This window comes from Ephemeroptericola cinctiostellae (assembly GCF_003339525.1).
In the GTDB taxonomy this organism is placed as follows: domain Bacteria; phylum Pseudomonadota; class Gammaproteobacteria; order Burkholderiales; family Burkholderiaceae; genus Hydromonas; species Hydromonas cinctiostellae.
Map to the genome: position 1 here is coordinate 516,291 of NZ_CP031124.1, position 18,210 is coordinate 534,500.

An 18,210-nucleotide genomic window follows, 5' to 3' on the forward strand; every position below is an offset into this window, starting at 1 on the left:
GGGGCATGACGTTTTTTAGGGGTGAATCGGTGAAAAAATTAACTCAGTTGCGTACAAACGAAATGGTTTGGATTTTGATCTCCGCCTCATCTTCAGTGACTTCACTGGCCCGTGTTTCACACGGCTCTTCGTCGAACGCCAAATCGCCTTCAGCGACTTCGGTGTCGATGGTTAAATTTTTAAAATCAAATAAATTGCTGTCCATCAAGTGTGATGGCACGACGGTGTGCATGGCCGATGCCATGCTTTCAATCCAGCCTTTGTGCTTTTTATCCCACTCGTTGAGCATGGCTTTCATGGCCTGACGTTGCAGGTTTTCTTGCGATCCACACAGGTTGCACGGGATGATGGGGAACTGTTGCACCTCGGCGTAACGTTCCATGTCGTCTTCGGAGACGTAGGCCAACGGGCGAATCACAACGTGTTTGCCGTCGTCCGACACCAGTTTCGGTGGCATGGCTTTCAGCTTGGCGGCATAAAACATATTGAGCAAAAAGGTTTGCAAAATGTCGTCGCGGTGATGGCCGAGGGCGATTTTGGTGGCACCCAGTTCATCGGCAACACGGTACAAAATCCCACGGCGCAGGCGTGAGCACAGGCTGCATGTGGTTTTCCCTTCGGGGATGATGCTCTTGACGATGCTGTAGGTGTCTTGTGTTTCAATGTGAAACGGCACGCCCAGTTTCGTTAAATATTCGGGCAAAATGTGTTCGGGGAAGCCGGGTTGTTTTTGATCCAAATTGACAGCGACGATGTCGAAATGAATCGGTGCGCGCGCCTTGAGTTTGAGTAACACATCGAGCAGGCCGTAGCTGTCCTTGCCGCCCGACAGGCAGACCATGACTTTATCGCCATCCTCAATCATGTTGAAATCGCCAATTGCTTGACCGACTTGGCGGCACAGGCGTTTTTCGAGTTTATTGTTCTCGTACTGGATTTTTTGTTCAGCCTTGGTGGCGGCTTGGACGGGGGCTTCGATGGCTGCGCTGTTCATGGTTTTTCTTTACAAAACAAATTGACCTGCTATTTTACGCGAATTGTTGACGGTGCATTCAAAGAGCTGTGAGGGGATGTGTTGGCAGGCTGATTTAAAAAAAAGCGCGTGGGTTTCCCATGCGCTTTTTAAATGGTTTTAAGCACTCAAACGAAGGGCGCTGCATCAACCACAACGGCTGTTTACTTTGATAAACGGTCAGAAAAATACCATGCACCCACGCCAATCGCATCCACATCAGGATAAATATCCGTTTTTTCACTGGAAATATAAGCGGCAATGATGGCTGATTTTTGCATCAGCGCTTCACCAATGCGGTCGCACAAGGTTTCTTGCAATTGGACGTGCTCAATTGCCGCTTGAGCCGAAATGGTGTTGCGCACAAAATCATAATCCACCACCTCGTCCAAACCATCGTGCTTGGGTGAGGCCGAAGCGCGGCGCACAAATGCGGTGACATTGAACACCATGGATTGTGGCGCGAGTTTTTCGTGATCGTATACACCGATGGAGACCTGCAAATGGTAGTTGCGCACAAAAATGCAGCGGCAATCCATAAGGACGTGAGCGAGTTCTGGGGTGATGGGATGGGTCAACATGGGAATCCGATTAAAGTGAAATTAAAAAAATAAGGGTGTGTTTGGTGGCTAATGCATCATTTTAACGGTTGATGTCGACCGTTTTGGTTGTTTTGATCGCTGATGCTGACAGAATGTTTTAGGAGGGCGGATCATCCATTCGCCCGATGCGTGAACATCACATCACGTGCTTGTGTGGTCAGGTGTTGCCCGCCATCCACCAGCAACGTTGTGCCCGTCATGCCCTGTGCTGACAGTGCGTACAGCATCGCTTGCGCCACATCGTCGGGCGTTGAACCGCGTTGTAAAATGGTGGCGTTGTGCGCATGGGCAAAGTCATCGGGGGTTTGGTCGCCCGATGGCAAGCTCAAGCCAGGGGCAATGCCCACCACGCGCACGCGCGGCGCAAGCGCCATTGCCGCCAATGTGGTGGCGTGCTCCAATGCCGCTTTGGATAAGGTGTACGATAAAAAATCAGGGTTTGGGTTGTGTAGCTTTTGATCCAAGATGTTCAGCACCACACCTGTTTGCGTCACATGTAAACCTTGTGCAAGTTGTTGCGTAAGCAACAAGGGAGCGAACGTGTTGGTTCGCCAATGCTGCTCAAAATGCGTCAAGGACAAGGGCTCTGGCTGCGTCAACACATCGTAATTGAAATGAGAGGCATTGTTCACCAACACGCCGATCGTCCCGAGCGTGCTTGTGGCCGAGGCGATCAAGCCAGCGACGGCCTGTTCATTGTTCAAATCCGCTTGCAATGCACAGGCTTGTATGTTCAATGTACGCAGCTCATCGACCAATGTGTGAGCCGCATCCGCCGACTGACCATAATGCACAGCCACATTAAAACCTGCCTGAGCCAAACTCAAGCACAGCGTGCGTCCAATGCGTCGCGCACCACCCGTGACAAGGGCGGTGCGGGGAAGAGAAGGGGCAAAAGCAAAAGCGGTCATGGCTTGATTTGTTATAATCCAAAATTAAAAATGCGCAGCACCATTGTACGCGCATCATCGATCATAAGAAAGCACCGCACATGGCATCGACTTTGCCCCAACCCTCAGACGCACAAATGGCTCGCAGCACCCAGCTTGTTCAACACATCCGCACCCTTATCGATGCGCAAGGTGGCTGGCTACCGTTTGATGCCTACATGAATGCGGCGTTGTACACACCGAACCTCGGTTACTACACCAATGAATCATCACCGTTTTCGGCGTTTGCTGCGACGGGTGATTTCATCACCGCGCCGTTGCTGTCACCGTTGTTTGGTGCATGCATTGCAGAGCAGGCATTGGAGGTCTTTGAGCGGATTGGCGCATTCAATCTCTTGGAGGTCGGTGCAGGCACAGGCCGCCTCGCCGCAGACATCCTCGCACACATGGGTGCGTGCGGAGTGACCGTTCATTATTCCATTTTAGAGCTGTCAGGCACTTTACGCGCGCAGCAACAAGCGACCATTGCGGATGCGTTGCCCGACAACCCGCATCACGTGCAGTGGCTGGACGCGCTGCCCACCGATTACGTGGGTTTCATCATCGGCAACGAGGTGTTGGACGCGATGCCTGTGAAACTCATTGGTGTGAACAAGGGCGTGTGGTTTGAACGTGGGGTGGGTTTCGGAAATGAAAGACTCATTTACGTGGATCGTCCCACAGACCTGCGTTTACCCATGTCCAGCGATTGGATGCACGCTCTTGAAAGCAGTGGAGCGGCTTACCTCAGTGAAACCCAAAACCAACAAATGGCCTTCATCAACAGCCTTGGCGCATGTTTGAATAAAGGCATGGTGCTCATGATGGATTATGGGTTTCCTGCCCACGAATTTTACCACCCACAACGCAACACAGGCACGCTCATGTGCCACATCCAGCACGTCGCTCATGATGACGCGCTGTATCATGCGGGGGTGCAAGACATCACCGCGCATGTGAATTTTTCAGCGCTCAAACAGCCCGTAGGACTCACCGCCATTGGCTACACCAATCAAGCCAACTTCCTCATTAACAACGGTCTGCTTGATTTGCTCACGCAGCTGCCGCTAGAAGACGTCCGCACCGCCGCCAACCGCGTCCACAAACTGATGTCAGAAGCGGAAATGGGTGAGCTGTTCAAGGTCATGGCATGGGCGAAGGGTGTGGACTTTGCTGAAGACGATGTGTTGCAAGGCTTTGTGCGCGGTGATCGACTGGGCACACTATAAAAAACATGTGTGGCCGTTGATGATATTGGTCTTTGACTCGACAATTAACTGTAAAATGCGCTTGATATTTCGCCACGAAAGGTTTGCAATGGCTGGTAAACCACCCGTGAAGTTCAATTTTAAACAAAGGTCATCATGAAAAAATTTCTAGAAGAATTTAAAAACTTCGCCAGCAGCGGTAACATCTTTGACCTTGCCCTCGGCGTCATCATCGGCGGCGCATTCGCCACCGTCGTCGAAAGCCTGAGCAAAGACATCATCGGTGATTTCATCGCTGCACTCGGCGGCGCACCTGATTTGGGTGAGTTGGTCGTTCAATTCAACGGCGGTCAAATCCACGTTGGTAACTTCCTTGGCGCGGTGATTAACTTTTTGATTTTGGCTTTTGTGCTGTTCATGATGGTCAAAGTCATCATGAAATACAAGCTCGCCAATTTTCGCGCCCAAGGCAGCCGAGAGTGCCCGTATTGCCGAGAGTTTGTCGCCGTGGACGCGATTAAATGCAAACACTGCACATCGGACTTGAAAGCGAAAATCGACGGCGATGAAGGGGCGGATGAGCGGTGAATGGGTGGCAATCCCTGATGTTTGTTCGGCGTTGCAAAGGTCAATACCTTAAATCATCTGATGCGCCAGTGCGGGCTTGACCCGCAATTTTTCATTATTTAGGGGGATGTCGTCAAGCATGGTGTGACTGGATGTCCAAGGTGCTCACCCACGTAAGTGGGTGGGGGAAGCCCTTTGTGATTGGCGATATGTCAATGCTTGACTGTTTCGTTTAAAAATTGCTGAAACGGTCTGTATACGCTGAAAGCTTCGGCGAAATAGGATGTGAAATGCGCATCTGATAATTGTGTATCGCTGACATCGTGCTGCACCCACAAGGCTTTTTGTTTCAGTAAATGCAAGTGCGGAGCGTCCGCTGTATACCCTGCGGGTGGGCGTTTAAGTGCATCACCGCGCAACGCGCCAAACCATTCTTTAAAAATCGGATCATCCAGTAGCCGCTCCAGTACTTGACCATTGAGGGCAATCTCTTGACGAATGCGTTGCAGCCACGTGCTGCTTGGGGCGTGCGCGCCGCCGCCGATCATCGATGCATTCGGTTCAATGTGAAGGTAAAAACCCGCCCGCCCAAAATCTGCGCGATGCCCGCTGGGCGCAATGTGAATGCCCAAATGGGTTTTGTATGGGATTTTATCCTTGGAAAAGCGCGCATCCTTGTGGATGCGGAACAAGCATTGTTTGGCCTCGATGTCCATGTGTTCAGGGGCCAGGCTGGCCATTTCAAAAATCAATGCATCGATGAAATCGTACAACTGCGCTTGCAGTGCGGCAAAACGGGGTTTGTTGTCATGGAACCATTCGCGGTTGTTGTGGTGTTTCAGCTCATTTAAAAATGGCAAGGTGTCGTCAGGCAGTTGCACTTAAAATCCCTTTTTTTCAAGATGATCGTTACTGTTGTCACAGAACGATACCGCAATTCAGGTGTCTTATAAAGCACCGCGAGGCTTTGTCATGCCAGTCTCTGGTGTTTTTAATGATGGACTTAACGACTGACTTTTTCTGCCCAAGCAAACAGCTCATCCAAATCATAATCACCGCTGTGGGGGACGTTCCACGGCATGCTGAAGTCCACATTTTTGCCTTGGTTTTTCAGCGTGGTGGCCAAAATGACGGGGATGGCGAGAGAGGTGTCTCGGTCGGCTGTGCCATGGCGGATGCGCCAGTTTTTGCTGATGGTGGTGCTGTTTTTACCGTTCTTTTTAATGCCGTTTGGGTGGTTGAGGTAGTGCATGGCATTCATCATGTTGACGGTGGCGGGGGCGGCTTGTGTGCCGCTTGCTGTGCTGTTGCCCATGCCAAATGCTGTGAAATGTTGGGCTTGGGTGCTGGTTGTGCCAAACAGGTCGTTTTCACCGCTGCTTAAATCCAGTGCATCAAATGCAGGCGGGGTTTTCATGCGCACATTGGCTTGGATGTAACCGTCGTAGTCAATGTCGGTGACTTTCTTGCCTTTGAGGTGCACCCACGTGAGTGGTGACAGGTCTGTGCCGCTGTCCAGAGCCGTTTGCGCGGAGGCGATCACGTAAGCTTTCACGAGGTCTTTGAAAGAGCCGTTGCCTTGCGCATCCAAGTTCAATGGCTTGCCGTTGGTTTGTGTGAGTTTCAAGCTGTTGAGGTAGGCGGGAAATAGGGCTTGCAGGGCGTTTGATGTGTTGATTTGCGCGGCGCTCAATGTGCCTGTTTCTGTTTTGCGCTCGGCATGGAAGTCAATCATTTTAGACATGATCATTTTTTGATAGGCGTTGACACCGTTGAATTGCCATTCATACGCCATGTCCGCGTGATCCAAGTTGGTGATTGGGCAGTAGGCGGATACGGCGAATACATCATCGCGGGCTTTGGCTGCGCCGAGTGCGTTGAGGTCTGATTCGTAATCGGTGTTGTTGCCGCTGGCGCCAAGGAGGGCAGACAGTGCGCCGCCTGCGCTGGTGCCATTGGAAATGATTTTTTCAGCATTGCCAAACATGACCGCATCGTTGTGACGTAAATAGCGCACGGCGGCTTTCAGGTCGACGATGGCGGCGGGGGCTTTGCCTGTGTATTGACCATGCGTGTCTTGCGTGGTGCGGCCACGTGCACCGGGGGTGGCAACGACATAGCCTTTGCTCAAAGCGATAAAGGCGGCGTTCGGGCTGTGTCCATCGCGTGCGACGCTGGGCTGTCGGGCTCGCTGGGCATGTAGCCGCCGACGGCGTTGGGCATGAAAATGGGGGCGGTTTTGGCTGTGAAATGCCCCATGGTTTTGCCCTTGAAGTAAGCTTCGGGGATGTAAATGTTCATGCGTTCATATTTTGTATCCACGGGGTGCTGCACATAAACGATGTTTTCATACGCGCGAAATGCGATTGTTTGACCGCCCAGAGTCAGGCTTTTTGAGGTGTGGGTTGCGTTGGCAAAATTCAGGTTGTAAGTGAGGTCTGTGCCGCTGTTTGTCGTGGCATTTTGAGGGGCGACAGTCGGTGTTTCGGGCATCGTGGGTTGCGCTTGCGCGCTCAGTGATTGGGCGGCCAGAGCCATGAGCGTTAAGGCGAGCTTGTTTGATGGGTGCATGTTGTCCTCCATGTTGTCGGCATGTTGCCGTCGTTGTTATGTTTTGTGTTGAGTGTGTTTTGAACGAGTTTACCGCTGAAATGTAACTGCAACATGTGTTGGACGTAAAGTTTTGTAAAGGTGTTTTTTGCATCCAACGGCATCCAACACACTTCGAGTGTTTAAAATCAAGCCATGCTGCTCAATAGTTCTGTGCGTTTTTCGTGGTATGCAAGCACCGCTTTTTCTTTCACATGCCCGAATCCACGCACGTGCTCGGGGAGGGATGCCAGCTCGACCAATGTGGCGTGGTTTGTTGCATTGATGCTTGAGGTCAGTTCGCCCATCGTGCGCAAGTACTCATCGCGTAACTTGCGCTCCATGCGCCGTTCTGCCGTGCGGCCAAACACATCCCACATGCCGCCGCGCAGGTGTTTCATGCTCGCCAGCCAACCAAAAGCGCGCATCATCCAAGGCCCAAAACTCTGTTTGATCAAGTGACCATGGTTGTCTTTTTTGGCAAACAGCGGGGGTGCGAGGTGAAATGTTAAAGCCACGTCGCCATCGAATTGTTGTTTGATTTTGGCCATGAAGTCGGGGTGGGTGTACAGCCGTGCCACTTCGTACTCGTCTTTGTAGGCCATGAGTTTAAAGGCGTTTTTGGCGATGGCGGTCGTCAATTTTTTACCCAATTGCTGTTCTGTTTCAATCGTTTGTACCTGCTTGACCAAGCTCAAGTAAATGTCAGCATAAGCGGTGTCTTGATACGAGACCAATTCATCGTAACGGCGGGTGATGAGGCGATCGAGGTTTTCGGGCATGTGCACGAGGATGGCCTGAGTGGGGAGGGCGATTTGCTCAACGCGTTTGAGGTCAAACGCGGCACGGCGCCCCCAGAGGAAGCTTTTTTTGTTGGATTCAACGCCGACACCGATGATGTCGATGCCTTTTAACAAGGCGGCTTCGGACACGGGCAACAGGCCTTTTTGGTAGGCAAAGCCAACCATGAACACGTTGGTGGCGATCGAGTCGCCCATCAATGCGGTGGCGAGCTTGGTGGCGTCGACGAATTCTGCTTGTTGTCCGATGGATTCCTCAATCAGGCTTTGCACATCGTGCATGGGAAATTGCCAATCGGCATCTTGTGCAAATTTGCCCGTGGGTTGTTGGTGCGTGTTGACCACCGCGCGGGTGCGTCCTTTGAGCATTTTGGCAACGGCTTCATGTGCGCCTGCGGTCAAAATGTCGCAGCCAAGCACCAAATCCGCTTCGCCTGTGGCGATGCGCTGGGCATGGATTTTGTTCACATCATCGGCAATGCGGATGTGCGATGTGACAGCGCCATTTTTCTGTGCCATGCCTGTCATGTCGAGCACGGACACGCCTTTGCCTTCCAAGTGGGCGGCCATGCCGATGAGTGCGCCGACGGCGATCACACCTGTGCCGCCAATGCCGTTGAGTAAAATATTGTAGGGCGTGACGCTGGTGGGTAAGGTTGGATTGGGCAATTCACCGAAGTTGTCTTCTTTGGCCGTGCCCGTTTTGGATTTTTTGATGCGCACATTGTCGCCGCTGACGGTGACAAAACTGGGACAAAAACCGTTGACGCATGAGTAATCCTTGTTACACGACGATTGGTCGATGCTGCGTTTGCGCCCAAATTCGGTTTCTTTAGGCAAAATGGAAACGCAGTTCGATTGCACACCGCAATCGCCGCAGCCTTCGCACACCGCATCATTGATGAAGGTGAATACTTTTGGGTCTTCCAGCGTGCCCTTTTTGCGGCGACGGCGTTTCTCGGCGGCGCAGACTTGATCGTAAATCAACACGCTGGTGCCTGTGACGGTGCGCAGCTCTTGTTGTACCTTGTCCATGTCCGCGCGATCGTGCAAGGTCACGATGCTGGGTAGGTTGGAACGGTCATTGTAGCGCGACACATCTTCGGTGACCAAGGCAATGCGTTGCACACCTTCGGCCACCATTTGTTGGGCAATTGATGGCACGGTGACCACGCCATCGACGGGTTGTCCGCCCGTCATCGCCACTGCGTCGTTGTATAAAATTTTGTAGGTGATGTTGACTTTGGAGGCGACTGCGGCGCGAATCGCCAAATAACCTGAGTGAAAATAGGTGCCATCGCCGAGGTTTTGGAACACATGTGGCACTTCGGTGAATGCCGCTTGTCCGATCCACGTGGCGCCTTCGCCACCCATGTGTGTCATGAGCTTATTTTGGTCGGGGTAAATCGCCATCGCCATCGCATGACAGCCGATGCCTGCGAGCGCAACCGAACCGTCCGGCACTTTGGTGGAGGTGTTGTGTGGGCAACCTGAGCAGTAGTAAGGCGGACGTGGTGGCGTATTGACCGCACGATTCAACAGCTCTTCTTTCGCTTGCAGCATGGCCAAACGTTCGGCAATGGCGGTGCTGGTGTAAAATTTTTCGATGCGTGAGGCGATGACGGTGGCGACTTGGGCGACTGAAAAATCCAGTTTTGAGGTCAGTAACCATTCGCCGCGCGGCGCGACCCATTCGCCTTTTTCATCAAATTTACCCACCACGCGCGGGCGCACATCGTCACGCCAGTTGTAGAGTTGTTCTTTGAGTTGGTATTCGACGATTTGGCGTTTTTCTTCAACCACCAAAATTTCATCTAATCCTTGAGCGAACTCGCGCACGCCATCGGGTTCGAGCGGCCAAGGCATGGCCACTTTGTACACGCGAATGCCGATTTCAGCGGCTTGTGCCTCGTCGATGCCCAGTTGTTCGAGGGCTTCAAGCACATCGAGGTAGGATTTGCCTGAGGCAATGATGCCCAAACGGGCGACAGGCGAGTCGATGGTCACGCGATTGAGCTGGTTGGCGCGGGCGTAGGCGAGGGCGGCGTAGATTTTGTAATCTTGCATCAACGCTTCTTGCGCGCGCGCCACGGCATTCACACCTGCGGTCGACAGTTGAATGTTTAAGCCGCCTTCTGGCATGATGAAGTCATCTGGAATGTTGACGTCCACGCGAAATGGGTTGGCGTCGACTGAGGCCGATGATTCAACTGTGTCGGCAATGGCTTTGAAGCCAATCGCACAGCCTGAAAAACGCGACATGGCCCAAGCATGAATACCCAAGTCGAGAAACTCTTGCACATTGCAGGGATACAGCATGGGGATCATTGCCGCTGTGAAAATATGATCGGATTGGTGCGGCAATGACGACGAATGCGCCACGTGATCATCCCCCGCGACCAAAATCACACCGCCGTGCTTGGACGTGCCCGCGTGGTTCAAATGTTTGAGCGCGTCCGCGCTGCGATCCACACCTGGGCCTTTGCCGTACCACATGGCGAATACGCCATCGTACTTGGCGGGGCCGATCAGTCCGACCTGCTGAGTGCCCCAGCACGCCGTCGCCGCCAAGTCTTCATTGATTGCGGGTGCGAAAGTCACATGCGAAGGTTCTAAATGTTTTTTTGCACGCCAAAGCGCTTCATCTAAACCACCCAATGGTGAACCGCGATAGCCCGTGACATAACCCGCTGTGTTTAAACCTACTGCCAAGTCGCGTTGGCGTTGCATCATGGGTAAGCGCACTAAGGCTTGAATGCCCGACAGAAAAATCTGACCCTCGGTGGCGGTGTATTTGTCATCCATGCTGACGGCATTTAATAATTTGGATTGGGCTGCGTTCACGGTGTTTTTTCTAATGTTTTATGGTGGTGGAATGAACGTGACCATGTGGTGCTTTGGTTGTGTTGAATTGTGCACGCCCATCTCAATATGCGGGGTGTTGTCGCGCTCCCTCGCCCGTGGCTGAGCCATGGCGATGCGACATGCCTTGCATTGTTGGTATTTTACCCGTTATCGTGCCAGCAATTGGCGAATCCGCTCGATGTCTTGTGCGGCACGCCTTGCCTCATCTTCACATGTGCCGCAATCAATGCCCGCTTGCTCAATTTTTGCACGCAGTTCTCGCGTGGTCGAGTCACTGCGTTCCAGTTGAGCCAGTACCGATTGTAAGGCTTGAACGATGGGGTCTGAATCGTTGACGTTCACGCCGTAGGCGCTGAATTCGTGTTCATTGGTTGGCTTGCTGCCGACGATGTGTGCTGGATTGCCGACCGCCGTTGCACCCGCAGGCACCGGTTTAACCACCACGGCATTTGAACCGATTTTTGCGCCCGCACCGACGGTGAAATTGCCCAGCACTTTCGCGCCGGCACCGACGATGACCCCCGCTTCAAGTGTCGGATGGCGTTTTGCGCCTTTGGTCAACGATGTGCCGCCAAGCGTCACGCCCTGATATATCGTGCAATCATCGCCAATTTCAGCCGTCTCTCCGACCACAATGCCCATGCCGTGGTCGATGAACACGCGCCGCCCCACGGTCGCCCCAGGGTGGATTTCAATGCCCGTCAAGCCACGTGAAATATGTGAAATAAAGCGCGCCAGCCAGCGAAAACGATTAACCCAAAGGGCATGCGCAATGCGATGGAAAAATAATGCATGCAAGCCGGGGTAGCATGTCAGCACCTCCCACCATGAGCGGGCGGCAGGGTCTTTGTGGCGGATGGTTTGGATGTCTTCTTTGAGGTGGGCAAGGAACATAAACGGGGTTTCACAGTAAAAAACAGAATCATTCAAGCTCACATCATAACCGATTGCGGATCGGTTCGTCTGTGCCTTGCACTTTGGGTGCAATGCCTCAACCTTGTTTTTTTAACTGTTGCACCGTGCTTGCCACGCCACGTAAAAAGTTCACCTCATTGGTGGTCAATTGGGTGCGTGAAAACAAAGCGCGTAAGCGTGCCATGGTTTCGGTTGGGATGTCGGGATTGATCATGCCGATGTCTGTCAGCATCGCTTGCCAATGGTTGAGCATGCCGTCGAGTTGTGCCAAGTCCACCGCATCAAGCAACACGCTTGAATTGTTGCTTGTGGGAATGGGGTCGCTTGACGCATCGTTTAACGCCGCTTGGCGCAAGCTGTAAGTCATGACCTGAACGGCCTGCGCAAGGTTCAGTGAGTTGTAGTCGGGGTTGGCTTGAATTTGGCACAAACGCTGGCACAACATCACTTCGTCATTGACCAAGCCACTGCGTTCTGCACCGAATACAAAAGCCACTTTGGGTTGTGTTTTGCCCTCAAACGCCGCCTGTTCAAACAACGCCATCACTTCAGTCGCGGCTTCACCACTGGTGCGCAGCGGCGGTGCGAGGTCGCGTGTGCGCGCAGAAAACGCAAATGCACAATTCACACCCTGTAATGCGGTTGCCAAATCAGGCACGATGACCGCTTGCTCCAATACGTTGGTTGCCCCGCTGGCCAAAGCAATCGCATCAGGTTGTGCGCACATGTCCGGGAAGCGCGGTGACGTGATGTACAGCTCATGCAAGCCCATATTCGCCATGGCCCGAGCGACTTGACCGACATTGCCTGGGTGGCTGGTGCGCACGAGGATGATGCGGATGGACTGAAGCCAGTCGGTGCGGGCATTGGGATTGTTGGTTTTTGTCTGCATGATGGGTATCTATTTGAATGTGGGCGTGTTTTTTGCTATTTTAGCAAACGATCGTGTGTCAAAAGTGCGCAATATACACGAAAATTACAGTAAAATAGCACGGTTATTGCGCTTTCCTTCCGAGGCTGGCGTTTTTGCTCATATAAAATTAAGACCGATAGGACCCCTCATGCATCCGATGCTCAATACCGCCGTCACGGCCGCTCGCGCAGCAGCGCAAATCATTACCCGCGCCAGCGTGAACCTTGACCAAGTTAAAATCAGTCAAAAAGGCGTGCAAGATTTGGTGACTGAGATCGATCATGCCGCTGAAGACACGATCAAAGAGATTTTGCTGGAGGCTTATCCAAAACATGCATTTTTGGGTGAAGAGTCGGGTCTGACCGGTCATGTCAATTCAAATCACAAATGGATCGTTGATCCGATCGATGGCACCAATAACTTCATTCATGGTTATCCACATTATGCGGTGTGCATCGCTTTGGAAATTGACGGTAAAGTGGAGCACGGTTTGATTTACAACCCATGCACCAATGATTTATTTACCGCGAGCCGTGGGTCAGGTGCGTTTTTGAACAACCGCCGCATTCGTGTCTCGGGTCGCATTCGTTTGTCAGATGCCTTGTTGTCAACGGCGATTCCTTCTAAAGAGCTGAAAATCAATCCGTCGTTGGTGTCTTTGCAAACCAATTTGCGTTTTAATGCATCGGGTTTGCGTTATTCAGGCTCATCGGCTTTGGACTTGGCCTATGTGGCGGCGGGTCACATCGATGGTTTCATTGGCATTGGTTTGGCGCCATGGGACATCGCTGCGGGCGCGTTATTGGTGAAAGAAGCGGGTGGTCTGATCACCGATTTGACAGGTGAGGGCGATTTCATGAGTGGTTCCATTGTGGCGGCTGCCCCTAAAATCTTGCCGCATCTGTTGCGCGAAATCAATCCTGCCGAGTAATTTTCAAGCGAATTGTGATTCGCTGGCAAAAAATACACACCCCAGCACATCTGCTTTTGAGTTGATCGGCTGGGGTGTGTTGTTTTTGGCTACTGGGCTGCTTCATTCCCATTGAAGGCCATGCGGGAAAAGTAAACCCCCTGCTTTTTCTGAGCGGTCTTTAGCTTTTGTACCCAGGTAAATGGGCAAAAATAAATCAACATCAACAGGTGGTGGGTGTATTGCTTTAGACCACGTGTGATGTGCGGGTTGAAAAAGTAAATTGATCTCCTTTCACTTCCTTATCCTTTCATTTTAAAAAGTGCACGCATGACCACGCCTGTTAAAAACTCTCCAATGATCACGCAATATTTGGGCATCAAAGCCGAGCATCCTGAGACCTTGCTGTTTTATCGCATGGGCGATTTTTACGAATTGTTCTTTGATGATGCGGTCAAGGCTTCGCGTTTGCTGGGCATCTCCTTGACTTCGCGTGGCACATCGAATGGTGAGCCGATCAAAATGGCGGGCGTGCCCTACCATTCGGCGGAGCAGTATTTGGTGAAGCTGTTGTCACTGGGTGAGTCGGTGGCGATTTGTGAGCAAATCGGTGATCCCGCAACCAGTAAAGGCCCTGTTGAACGCAAGGTGATGCGAATCCTCACGCCGGGCACGGTGTCGGATGCGGCGTTGCTCAAGGACAAGTCCGATGCGTATCTGATGGCAGCGCACACCAAAGGTTCGGGCAACAGCGCACTGCTTGGTTTGGCGTGGTTGAACATGGCAAATGGTGAGTTTTATGTCACCGAAGTGCCTGCGCGTGAATGGACGAGTTGGGTGGAGCAAATCCATCCGTCTGAAATCGTGTTGTCGGATCGCCACATGACGGATGCCGTTCGCCCTGCATTTGAATGTGTGTTCACGCCGTTGCCCGATAAGTTTTTCCATGCGGACAAAGGGGAGGCGGCTTTGTTGGCGCAGTTGTCGGCGAAGCATTTGGCGAATTTGGATGCGGAGCATCTGACCGTCGGATTGTCGGCGATTGGTGCCTTATTGCATTATGCGCAACACACGCAAGGGCAAGCTTTGCGCCACGTGCAGGGTTTGACCGTGGTGCGCAGCGAGCATTATTTGACTTTGGATGCCGCCACCCGCCGCAATCTCGAAATCACTGAAACGTTGCGTGGACAAGAATCGCCAACTTTGTTTTCTTTGTTGGATGGTTGTGCGACCAGCATGGGCTCGCGTTTGTTGAAGCGTTGGTTGCACCATCCTTTGCGTCATGCAGCGACGGTGTTGGCGCGGCAAACAGCGATTGCCACTTTGTTGAGTCAACGCACGCATGCGGCTTTGCGCCCGCACCTTGCGGCATTGTGTGATGTGGAGCGCATCAGCGCACGGATTGCTTTGAATACGGTGCGTCCAAAGGAGTTGGCGGCTTTGCGTGACAGTTTGATGCAGCTGGATGCGGTGCGTGCCGTGTTGCCAGAGCAGGGCAGTGAGCTGTTGGACATGCTTGCAGGCGCCGTGCGTGCACCCGATGGCCTGTTGGCGTTGTTGCAGCGTGCGGTGTTGAGTGAGCCCGCCACATTTGTGCGCGAAGGCGGTGTGATCGCCGATGGTTTCGATGGGCAGCTGGACGAATACCGTGGCTTGCAAACCAACAGCGGCGCATTTTTGTTGGATTTGGAAGTGCGTGAGCGTGAACGTACGGGCATTGCAGGTTTGAAAGTTGAATACAACCGTGTGCATGGTTTTTACATTGAATTGACCCATGCGCAGGCCAAAGATGCGGCGTTGCCCGTTGATTATCAACGTCGCCAAACATTGAAGAATGCCGAGCGTTTCATCACGCCTGAATTGAAAGCTTTTGAAGACAAAGCGTTGTCAGCGCAATCGTTGGCGTTGGCGCGTGAGAAATATTTGTTTGAACAGCTGTTGATCGCATTGCAACCATTCGTCGGTGACTTGCAGAAACTTGCGCGCGTGCTGGCTCAGCTTGATGTGTTGAGCAACCTTGCAGAGCGTGCGCGTGCTTTGAATTGGCATCAGCCGCACTTGACCAATGAGCCGTGCATCCACATCCAAAAAGGCCGTCATCCCGTGGTTGAACAGCAGGTCACGCCCTTCATTGCCAATGATTGTCATTTGTCGGCGGATGAACGGTTGTGGGTCATCACAGGGCCAAACATGGGGGGTAAGTCAACGTTCATGCGTCAAGTGGCACTCATCACTTTGCTCGCTTACGTCGGCAGCTTTGTCCCCGCTGAGCACGTCACACTTGGACCGATCGACCGTATTTTCACCCGCATCGGCGCGGCGGATGACCTTGCCGGTGGGCGTTCAACTTTTATGGTGGAAATGACCGAGGCGGCGCAAATTTTGCAACACGCCACGCCGAACAGCCTTGTGCTGATGGATGAAATCGGTCGAGGCACGTCGACCTTTGACGGTTTGGCTTTGGCGATGGCGATTGCCCAGTCCTTGTTGAACACGCAACAAAGTTTAACTTTATTTGCCACCCACTACTTTGAACTGACCCAGCTTGCTAACACCGCTTTGTATGTCAAAAATGTGCATTTGTCTGCGGTCGAAGAGCGCGAGTCGATCGTGTTTTTACATCAAGTGCAAGAAGGACCCGCCAGTAAAAGTTATGGTTTGCAAGTCGCTCACCTTGCGGGTGTGCCGCGCGCGGTGGTGACGGCGGCGCGTAAACATTTGGCCGAGCTTGAGGCGCAACAGGCGGCGCACACGCAGTTTGATTTGTTCAGTGCGCCCGTGGTTGTGGATGAAACACCTGAGCAAGTGGTGCATGCGCCTCATCCATTGTTGGATGAGTTTGCTCAACTCAACCCCGATGAAATGACCCCGCGTCAGGCCTTGGATGCGCTGTATGCGTTGAAGAGACTGAGTTAGTTTAAGCGAAACATAAAAAAACAGCGGCTTGAGTTAAGCCGCTGTTTTTTATCTGAAATCATGACCGAGGTCATGACAGGGTGGCTTGATTTATTGAGCCGCTTTTTTTGACTGTGCCAACATCAATCCAAAGCCAATGAATGTCGTGCCACCAATGCGATTCATCCAGCGCCCACCTTGGCCATGACTGAACCAGCGTTTGGCACTTTGGGCGAAGAATGCATAAGTGGCGTGTATGCAAAACAACAACGCGCAGAACGTGCAGACCAAAACGATGAACTGTGGGGCATAGTCGCTGGTTGGGTCGATGAATTGTGGAAAAATGGATAAAAAGAACACAATCGCTTTGGGATTGGAAAACTGCATAAAAAAGCTCTCGATGAACAGGCTTTGGGGTGAGCGCGGAGGTGTTTCGTTGTTGTCCAATTCAATGGCCGGTGCACGCCACAATTTAATGCCGAGGTAGATCAGATAGGCGGCACCGATGTATTTGATGATGGTGAACGCGTTGTTGGATGCGGCCAGTAAAGCCCCCAAGCTGGTGGCAGACAGGGTGGCAATGCAAAATGTACCGCTGGCCGTTCCCAAGATGCCAACCAATGCGGGGCGAAGCCCGTAGTTCAGTGCGTTGGTCAATGAGCGCAAGACTCCAGGGCCAGGGCTGAGGATGGTCAGCGTGGCCATGGTGATGAATAATAAAGGCAAGTGCATGGGCGGACTTTCGTTCAAATAGGGGTTAGGGAGGTAGGATAAATTTTAGTTTAGATCCAATGTTTTGGCCGCATTCTTGTGCTTTGTCCCTTTTTTATCGCACTCTTTTTTCAGTTTTGAAAATTCGATTTTTAAAAACTCAATCAAATGTTTCACGCGTGCGGGTGGGTTGCGTGCGGTGGTGAGGGCATGAATGGGTAAAGTGGGGCTGTGCCAGTCGGGTAAAATTTGGGTGAATGTGCCGTTGTTGATTTCGCATTGAACCAAAACTTCCGGCACCATGGCCACGCCTGCACCCGCTGCGCACAGGCCAATGATCACGCCCATGTCGTTCGCTTGAAGGTTGCCGTGGATGGGTTGTTCAAGAATGTGATTGCCGTTGATGAGGGTCAAGTGTGTGCGCTGTACATTGGTTTTCAGTTGAACCAAATTGCAGTTCTTGAGGTCATCGGGGTGGGTGATGGCAGGTAAGCTGGCGAGATAGCCAGGGGTGGCGTACAACTTGCTTGACATGTCAAACAAGTGAGAGGCATACAGGTTCGAGTCGGCCAACTCGCCGATGCGAATGGCCACATCAATCTGTTCTTTAATCAAATCCATGCGGCTGGAGTTGAGGTGCAGTTCAATTTTGATGTGTGGATTGAGTTGTAAAAATTGAGTCAATGGTTGGGCGAGGCTCAGGCGTGCGAAGTCAGCGGGCGTGGTGATGCGAATCACACCTTGGATGCTGTTGGCGGCATCGGACAGGTCGTTCACAGCCGATTGCACAGCGTCGAGCGCAGGCACGAGTTGAGCATAAAATGCTTCGCCTGCAGGCGTGAGGCTGACGTTGCGCGTGTTGCGCTTGAACAGTGGCACATTCAGCTCTTTTTCGAGCAGGGCGATTTTACGCGACAGTGTGGCGACGGGCAGGTCAAGGCGATCGGCGGCACGGCTAAAGCCGCCTGCATCAGCGACGGCGATGAACAGTTGCAGATTGTCGAGTGAGGCTTGGTTGCTGGAGTGGTTCATGACAGGTTCCGAAGGACTGTTTCAAAAATGAGAAAGTGAACGATTATTTTAGCAACTTATTGAAAGGCATGTTTCATTCTGTTGCCCCTGATTTTATGGGGGAGGGTGAATGAGAGGTGAATGAACTGGGATTCATTTTTTGCATGTGTGTTTTTTAATTTTTCATCATTATTTCAAAATTGATAAAGTCATTTGATGCTTTGTGGATTTATTTGAGTGAGGGTTGGGCGTACACTTTCTGCAATCACACAGGGGTTGTGTG

The 18,210-nt window shown here is 52.2% G+C and carries 15 protein-coding genes; 4 read left to right on the top strand and 11 right to left on the bottom strand.

Annotation, left to right across the window (positions count from 1 at the left end; translation table 11 throughout):
• Positions 1-43: 43 nt before the first annotated feature.
• The 3 genes from ttcA to DTO96_RS02525 all read right to left on the bottom strand — a co-directional run bounded on the left by ttcA (position 44) and on the right by DTO96_RS02525 (position 2,525).
• Positions 44-994 carry a tRNA 2-thiocytidine(32) synthetase TtcA gene (gene ttcA, locus DTO96_RS02515; protein WP_114562060.1) on the bottom strand — a complete coding sequence of 317 codons (951 nt, stop codon included), beginning with the start codon at positions 992-994 and terminating at the stop codon, positions 44-46.
• 182 nt (positions 995-1,176) lie between these two features.
• Positions 1,177-1,593 carry a dihydroneopterin aldolase gene (locus DTO96_RS02520; protein ID WP_114562061.1) on the bottom strand — a complete coding sequence of 139 codons (417 nt, stop codon included), beginning with the start codon at positions 1,591-1,593 and terminating at the stop codon, positions 1,177-1,179.
• 131 nt (positions 1,594-1,724) lie between these two features.
• A complete protein-coding gene (locus DTO96_RS02525) occupies positions 1,725-2,525 on the bottom strand; it encodes an SDR family oxidoreductase (protein WP_114562062.1) in 801 nt (266 codons plus the stop codon).
• Between the two features lie 80 nt (positions 2,526-2,605).
• Here DTO96_RS02525 and DTO96_RS02530 point away from each other — a divergent pair, with 80 nt between their 5' ends.
• On the top strand, positions 2,606-3,772 hold the full coding sequence (locus DTO96_RS02530; protein ID WP_114562063.1) for a class I SAM-dependent methyltransferase: 1,167 nt from the start codon (positions 2,606-2,608) through the stop codon (positions 3,770-3,772).
• A gap of 135 nt (positions 3,773-3,907) precedes the next feature.
• Positions 3,908-4,339 (top strand): large conductance mechanosensitive channel protein MscL, encoded by a 432-nt coding sequence (gene mscL, locus DTO96_RS02535; RefSeq protein ID WP_114562064.1) that lies wholly within the window; start codon positions 3,908-3,910, stop codon positions 4,337-4,339.
• A gap of 191 nt (positions 4,340-4,530) precedes the next feature.
• Here the strand turns inward: mscL and DTO96_RS02540 are convergent, their stop codons facing one another.
• The 6 genes from DTO96_RS02540 to DTO96_RS02560 form a co-directional block, all read right to left on the bottom strand.
• Positions 4,531-5,199, bottom strand: a complete 669-nt coding sequence (locus DTO96_RS02540; protein WP_114562065.1) for a DUF2461 domain-containing protein — start codon at positions 5,197-5,199, stop codon at positions 4,531-4,533.
• A gap of 122 nt (positions 5,200-5,321) precedes the next feature.
• Positions 5,322-6,449, bottom strand: a complete 1,128-nt coding sequence (locus DTO96_RS02545; protein WP_225972537.1) for a subtype B tannase — start codon at positions 6,447-6,449, stop codon at positions 5,322-5,324.
• Positions 6,446-6,889 carry a hypothetical protein gene (locus tag DTO96_RS12855; RefSeq protein ID WP_225972538.1) on the bottom strand — a complete coding sequence of 148 codons (444 nt, stop codon included), beginning with the start codon at positions 6,887-6,889 and terminating at the stop codon, positions 6,446-6,448. Before DTO96_RS12855 ends, DTO96_RS02545 begins: the two co-directional genes overlap by 4 nt.
• A 167-nt stretch (positions 6,890-7,056) precedes the next feature.
• The gene (locus DTO96_RS02550; RefSeq protein ID WP_114562066.1) at positions 7,057-10,512 is read right to left on the bottom strand and encodes an indolepyruvate ferredoxin oxidoreductase family protein; all 3,456 of its coding nucleotides are present in this window, start codon (positions 10,510-10,512) and stop codon (positions 7,057-7,059) included.
• 207 nt (positions 10,513-10,719) lie between these two features.
• Positions 10,720-11,466, bottom strand: coding sequence for a serine O-acetyltransferase (gene cysE, locus DTO96_RS02555; protein WP_114562067.1), 747 nt, complete (start codon positions 11,464-11,466; stop codon positions 10,720-10,722).
• Positions 11,467-11,563: 97 nt separating this feature from the next.
• Complete coding sequence (locus DTO96_RS02560) at positions 11,564-12,379, bottom strand: RNA methyltransferase (protein WP_114562068.1); 816 nt, start codon at positions 12,377-12,379, stop codon at positions 11,564-11,566.
• A 169-nt stretch (positions 12,380-12,548) separates the two neighbouring features.
• On the opposite strand from DTO96_RS02560, the gene DTO96_RS02565 reads away from it, so the two are divergent.
• Both DTO96_RS02565 and mutS read left to right on the top strand, forming a co-directional pair.
• The gene (locus DTO96_RS02565) at positions 12,549-13,331 is read left to right on the top strand and encodes an inositol monophosphatase family protein (RefSeq protein ID WP_114562069.1); all 783 of its coding nucleotides are present in this window, start codon (positions 12,549-12,551) and stop codon (positions 13,329-13,331) included.
• 309 nt (positions 13,332-13,640) lie between these two features.
• Positions 13,641-16,226, top strand: coding sequence for a DNA mismatch repair protein MutS (gene mutS, locus DTO96_RS02570; RefSeq protein ID WP_225972540.1), 2,586 nt, complete (start codon positions 13,641-13,643; stop codon positions 16,224-16,226).
• A 90-nt stretch (positions 16,227-16,316) separates the two neighbouring features.
• Here mutS and DTO96_RS02575 read toward each other — a convergent pair whose 3' ends face one another.
• Positions 16,317-16,937: a LysE family translocator gene (locus DTO96_RS02575; RefSeq protein WP_114562070.1), complete on the bottom strand. Its 621-nt coding sequence runs from the start codon at positions 16,935-16,937 to the stop codon at positions 16,317-16,319.
• A 45-nt stretch (positions 16,938-16,982) separates the two neighbouring features.
• On the bottom strand, positions 16,983-17,948 hold the full coding sequence (locus DTO96_RS02580; RefSeq protein WP_114562071.1) for a LysR family transcriptional regulator: 966 nt from the start codon (positions 17,946-17,948) through the stop codon (positions 16,983-16,985).
• Between the last annotated feature and the right edge of the window lie 262 nt (positions 17,949-18,210).

Coding starts and splice junctions, on each gene's coding strand:
- ttcA (WP_114562060.1), bottom strand. CDS start 994: ATGAACAGCGCAGCCATCGAAGCCCCCGTCCAAGCCGCCACCAAGGCT.
- DTO96_RS02520 (WP_114562061.1), bottom strand. CDS start 1,593: ATGTTGACCCATCCCATCACCCCAGAACTCGCTCACGTCCTTATGGAT.
- DTO96_RS02525 (WP_114562062.1), bottom strand. CDS start 2,525: ATGACCGCTTTTGCTTTTGCCCCTTCTCTTCCCCGCACCGCCCTTGTC.
- DTO96_RS02530 (WP_114562063.1), top strand. CDS start 2,606: ATGGCATCGACTTTGCCCCAACCCTCAGACGCACAAATGGCTCGCAGC.
- mscL (WP_114562064.1), top strand. CDS start 3,908: ATGAAAAAATTTCTAGAAGAATTTAAAAACTTCGCCAGCAGCGGTAAC.
- DTO96_RS12855 (WP_225972538.1), bottom strand. CDS start 6,889: ATGCACCCATCAAACAAGCTCGCCTTAACGCTCATGGCTCTGGCCGCC.
- DTO96_RS02550 (WP_114562066.1), bottom strand. CDS start 10,512: ATGGATGACAAATACACCGCCACCGAGGGTCAGATTTTTCTGTCGGGC.
- cysE (WP_114562067.1), bottom strand. CDS start 11,466: ATGTTCCTTGCCCACCTCAAAGAAGACATCCAAACCATCCGCCACAAA.
- DTO96_RS02560 (WP_114562068.1), bottom strand. CDS start 12,379: ATGCAGACAAAAACCAACAATCCCAATGCCCGCACCGACTGGCTTCAG.
- DTO96_RS02565 (WP_114562069.1), top strand. CDS start 12,549: ATGCATCCGATGCTCAATACCGCCGTCACGGCCGCTCGCGCAGCAGCG.
- mutS (WP_225972540.1), top strand. CDS start 13,641: ATGACCACGCCTGTTAAAAACTCTCCAATGATCACGCAATATTTGGGC.
- DTO96_RS02575 (WP_114562070.1), bottom strand. CDS start 16,937: ATGCACTTGCCTTTATTATTCATCACCATGGCCACGCTGACCATCCTC.
- DTO96_RS02580 (WP_114562071.1), bottom strand. CDS start 17,948: ATGAACCACTCCAGCAACCAAGCCTCACTCGACAATCTGCAACTGTTC.